Annotated in this window: 5 protein-coding genes; 2 read left to right on the top strand and 3 right to left on the bottom strand. The window is 75.1% G+C overall.

Features of this window, described 5'->3' with window-relative positions; all coding sequences use genetic code 11:
• On the top strand, window positions 1-653 hold a 653-nt coding region (locus AOK18_RS19060; RefSeq protein ID WP_206281561.1), incomplete at its 5' end, for a CoA transferase.
• On the top strand, window positions 650-1,492 hold the full coding sequence (locus tag AOK18_RS19055; RefSeq protein WP_055575218.1) for an HpcH/HpaI aldolase/citrate lyase family protein: 843 nt from the start codon (window positions 650-652) through the stop codon (window positions 1,490-1,492). The genes AOK18_RS19060 and AOK18_RS19055, both read left to right, overlap by 4 nt.
• 90 nt (window positions 1,493-1,582) lie before the next feature.
• Here the strand turns inward: AOK18_RS19055 and lgt are convergent, their stop codons facing one another.
• The 3 genes from lgt to trpA all read right to left on the bottom strand — a co-directional run.
• Window positions 1,583-2,770: a prolipoprotein diacylglyceryl transferase gene (gene lgt / locus AOK18_RS19050; protein WP_079105092.1), complete on the bottom strand. Its 1,188-nt coding sequence runs from the start codon at window positions 2,768-2,770 to the stop codon at window positions 1,583-1,585.
• An 81-nt stretch (window positions 2,771-2,851) separates the two neighbouring features.
• A complete protein-coding gene (locus tag AOK18_RS19045) occupies window positions 2,852-3,628 on the bottom strand; it encodes a DsbA family protein (protein WP_055574500.1) in 777 nt (258 codons plus the stop codon).
• A 178-nt stretch (window positions 3,629-3,806) separates the two neighbouring features.
• The coding region (gene trpA, locus AOK18_RS19040) for a tryptophan synthase subunit alpha (protein WP_055695157.1) at window positions 3,807-4,487 on the bottom strand (681 nt) is incomplete at its 5' end.

The following is a 4,487-nucleotide window of genomic DNA, read 5'->3' as shown; positions in this document are numbered from 1 at the left end:
ACGACCTGGCCCTCGCCGGGCGGGAGAGCACCGGCGAGGGCCAGGTCGTCGACATGGCCCTCATCGAACCGATCCTCACCGCGCTCGGACCCCAGCCCACCTGGTACGACCAGCTCGGCCACGTCCAGCCGCGCACCGGCAACCGCTCCCAGAACAACGCCCCGCGCGGCACCTACCGCACCGCCGACGGCACCTGGGTCGCCGTCTCCACCTCGGCCCAGTCGGTCGCCGAGCGGGTGATGCGGCTGGTGGGGCGGCCCGAGCTGGTCGACGAGCCCTGGTTCGCCACCGGTGCCGGCCGCGCGGAGCACGCGGACGCCCTCGACGAGGCGGTGGGCGGCTGGATCGCCCGCCGCACCCGTGCCGACGTGCTCGCCGCCTTCGAGAAGGCCGAGGCCGCGGCGGCGCCCGTCCAGGACGTACGGGACGTGATGGCCGACCCGCAGTACCGGGCCCTGGACACGATCACCACGGTGGACGACCCCGAGCTGGGCCCGCTGCGCATGCAGAACGTCCTCTTCCGGCTCTCGCACACCCCCGGCGCGATCCGCTGGGCGGGCCGCCCGCACGGCGCCGACACCGACGAGGTCCTGACCGCGCTGGGCCTCACCCCGGCCGAGCTGACGGCCCTGCGCGCGGAAGGCGCGCTGTGACGGCACCGCCCCCGCTGACCTGGCTGTACGCGCCGGGCGACCGGCCGCGTGTGGTGGCAAAGGCGCTCGCCTCCGGGGCCGACGTGGTGGTGATCGACCTGGAGGACGCCGTCGCCCCCGACCGCAAGGCGTACGCCCGTGCCGCCTGCGCCGAGCTGCTGAGCGACCCGCAGCCGGTCCCGGTCCACGTCCGGGTCAACGCCCTGGCCGGCCCGTGGGGCGAGGCCGACCTCGCCGCCGTCGCCCCGGCCGGGGGCCTGGCGGGCCTGGCCGGCCTGCGGCTGCCCAAGGTGTCCTCGCCCGCCGACGTCGTCCGGGTCGCCCGGCGGACCGCGTCCGCCCGGGGCGGCGCGCCCGGTCTGCACGCGCTGCTGGAGACGGCCCTCGGCATCGAGCGGGCGCACGATGTGGCCACCGCCCACCCGGCCCTGCGCGGCATCTCGATCGGCGAGGAGGACCTGCGGACCGACCTCGGCGTGCACGACGACGCGGGCCTCGACTGGTCCCGCTCCCGGGTGGTCGTCGCCGCGCGGGCGGCGGGCCTGGCCCCGCCCGCCCAGTCCGTCCACCCGGACATCCGCGACCTGGACGGTCTCCGCGCCTCCTGCGCCCGGGGCCGCGCCCTGGGCTTCCTGGGCCGCGCCGCCGTCCACCCGCGCCAGCTGCCGGTCATCGCGTGCGCCTACCTGCCCACCCAGGAGGAGATCGAGCGGGCGGAGACGGTCGTCAAGGCGGCGGCCGGCGAACAGGGCGCCCAGGCGCTTCCCGACGGCCGCTTCGTCGACGCGGCGGTGGTGGCGGCCGCCCGGCGGGTCCTGTCCCTGGCCCGCCGCCCGTGAGGCCCCGCGCACACGCCCGTGGGGCGCCCGGAGTCCCCGGACGCCCCACGACGTCGTTCCCGTGCCACGGGCCGCCGGCCCGGCGGACCGTCAGCTCTTCTTCGCCGACCCGGCCCCGTCCTTGGAGCGCGCGTCCCCGGAGTCCGCGGTCCCGGCCCCCGTGTCCCCGGCGCCCTCGGCCTTCGCGTCACCCGGCCCGGCGGCGTCGTCGCCCGCCGCGCCGTCGCCGGTCTCCGGGCTCACGTCACCCTTAGCGCTCGCGCCGGCCTTCGGGCTCGCGCCGGCCTTCCCCCCGGCGTCCGGCTTCTTCGCCCCGGTCTCTTCCTTCGCCTTTGGGGACCCCGCCCCGCCGTCCTCGCCGGCGCTCTCCGACTCGGCCGTCCCGGTTCCGGAACCGCCCCCGGCCGCGTCCGTGGTGCCGTCGCCCCCGGCGGAACCGTCCGTCGTGCCCCCGGCGCCGGCCGCGCCCGGCTCCACCGCGGTCTCGCGTCCCGGGCGCCGCTTCGCCGACACCACGAAGTACACGACCGCGAGCACGAACACGATCATCGCGGTCCAGTTGTTCAGCCGCAGGCCCAGGATCTCGCGGGCCTCGTCGACGCGCATGTACTCGATCCAGAAGCGGCCCGCGCAGTACGCGGCGACGTACAGGGCGAACGCCCGCCCGTGGCCGAGCTTGAAGCGGCGGTCCGCCCAGATGACCAGCAGGGCGACGCCCACGCACCACAGCGACTCGTAGAGGAACGTCGGGTGGTAGTACCCCGGTACCCGGCCGCCCTCCGTGGAGGTGATGTGCAGGGCCCAGGGAAGGTCCGTCTCCCGCCCGTACAGCTCCTGGTTGAACCAGTTGCCCCAGCGTCCGATCGCCTGCGCCAGCGCCAGACCGGGGGCCAGGGCGTCGGCGTACGGCGGCAGGGCGATGCCCCGGCGCCGGCAGCCGATCCAGGCACCCACCGCGCCCAGCGCGACGGCGCCCCAGATGCCGAGGCCGCCCTCCCAGATCTTGAAGGCGTCGACCCAGTTCCGGCCCTCGCCGAAGTAGAGCTGGTAGTCGGTGATCACGTGGTAGAGGCGACCACCGACCAGGCCGAACGGGACGGCCCAGAACGCGATGTCCCAGGCGGTTCCCTTCTGGCCGCCGCGTGCCACCCACCGGCGGTCGACGATCCAGAGGGCGACGAAGAGGCCGGCGAGGATGCTGAAGGCGTAGCCGCGGAGCGGAACGGGGCCGAGGTGCAGCACCCCGCTCGACGGACTGGGAATGTAGGCAAGTTCCATGGCAGGGTCGACGCTACCGCGCCGGACCGGCCCCACGGCGGGCGGTCCGGCTACGGGTCCATAACGGGAAGGCTCGCGGCCCTACTGCCGGTTGGCCTCCTCCACCATCTTCCTCAGCTTCGCCGGGGTCATCGTGCGGTCCTGGTAGATGTTCTCGTCGCCGAGCAGGACGGTCGGCGTGCCGGGGAAGCGGCCCTTCTGGAAGGCCTCGTTGGACTTGGCGACCCAGCTGTTGTGCGTGCCGTCCTCCACGCAACTGCGGAAGGCGGGGGTGTCGAGGCCCTTGACCTTGCCGGCCAGCTCGATCAGCTCGGCGTTGTCGGCGAAGGCGTCGTCCGTCTCCGGGGGCTGGTCGTCGAACAGCACGTCGTGGTACTCGGTGAACTTGCCGGCGTCCTGGGCGCAGGCCGCCGCGTTGGCGGAGTTGCGGGAGCCGGTGCCGCCCATGTTCCCGTCGATCAGCGTGACGAGGTGGTACTCGATCTTCAGCTGGCCGGACTCGGTCAGCTCGTGGAGGGTGGGCCGGTACGCCAGTTCGAAGGACTTGCAGGCGGGGCAGCGGAAGTCCTCCCACACGGTGAGGGTGGACTTGGCGCTCTCCTTGCCGACCGGGATGGCCAGGCCGTCCTTGCCGAGCGCCCCCGAGGGCGCCACCACCGGGCCCGCCTCCTCTCTGCCGTCGTCCTTGCCCGCGTTGGCGGCGACCACGCCGATCACCGCCGCGAGTGCCAGGACGCAGACCACGCTCGCCCCCACGATCAGGGTGCGGCGACGCCTGTCCGCCGACTTCTGCTTCTCGCGCTCGACCGCCAGCCGCTCACGGGCGGTGCGCTTTCCCTCACGGTTCTTCTCGCTCACACCCCGCAGAACGAACCGGGGAGGCGCTGCGCGCCTCCCCGGACCCAGATCCACCCGTACGAGGGACCCGTATGACCAACGGCGGAGCGTCTGCCGGGGACGGGGCTCCGGCGCCGGCGTCCCGGGTGCGGGACGGCCGGGCCGGAGCCGGTGCGGCCGGACCCGGCCGCACACGCCGTCAGGACCGGCCGCGTACGCCCTCGGCCAGCTCGCCCGCGAGCGCCCGTACGGCCTGGAGGCCCGCGGCCGGGTCGGGGGCGTCCAGCAGGCGTTTGACGAAGGCCGATCCGACGATCACGCCGTCGGCGAAGCGGGCGACCTCGGCGGCCTGGGCGGCGTCGGAGACGCCGATCCCGACGCACACCGGCAGGTCGGCGCGGCTCGCCCGGGCGCGGGCCACGAGGTTCTCGGCCTGGGTGCCGACGGACTCGCGGGTACCGGTGACGCCCATGAGGGAGGCGGCGTAGACGAAGCCGCTGCCCGCCGCGGTGATCTCGGCGAGCCGTTCGTCCCTGCTGCTGGGCGCGACGACGAAGACGGTCGCCAGGCCGTGCTTGCCGGCGTGTTCCCGCCACAGGGCCGACTCCTGGACGGGCAGATCGGGCAGGATGCAGCCGGCGCCGCCCGCCTCGGCGAGTTCGGCGGCGAACCGCTCGACGCCGTAGCGGTCGACGGGGTTCCAGTACGTCATGACGAGGATCGGCTTCCCGGTGGCCCGGTGGGCCTCCCGGACCGTGCGCAGCACGTCGGCGATCCGCACGCCGCCGCGCAGGGCGATGTCGTCGGCGGTCTGGATGACGGGCCCGTCGAGGACGGGGTCGCTGTGCGGCAGGCCCACCTCCACGACGTCGGCGCCGCC

It is taken from the genome of Streptomyces prasinopilosus (genome assembly GCF_001419695.1).
GTDB lineage: Bacteria > Actinomycetota > Actinomycetes > Streptomycetales > Streptomycetaceae > Streptomyces > Streptomyces prasinopilosus.
This window is presented reverse-complemented; position numbering and strand designations above follow the sequence as displayed.

Coding starts and splice junctions, on each gene's coding strand:
- lgt (WP_079105092.1), bottom strand. CDS start 2,770: ATGGAACTTGCCTACATTCCCAGTCCGTCGAGCGGGGTGCTGCACCTC.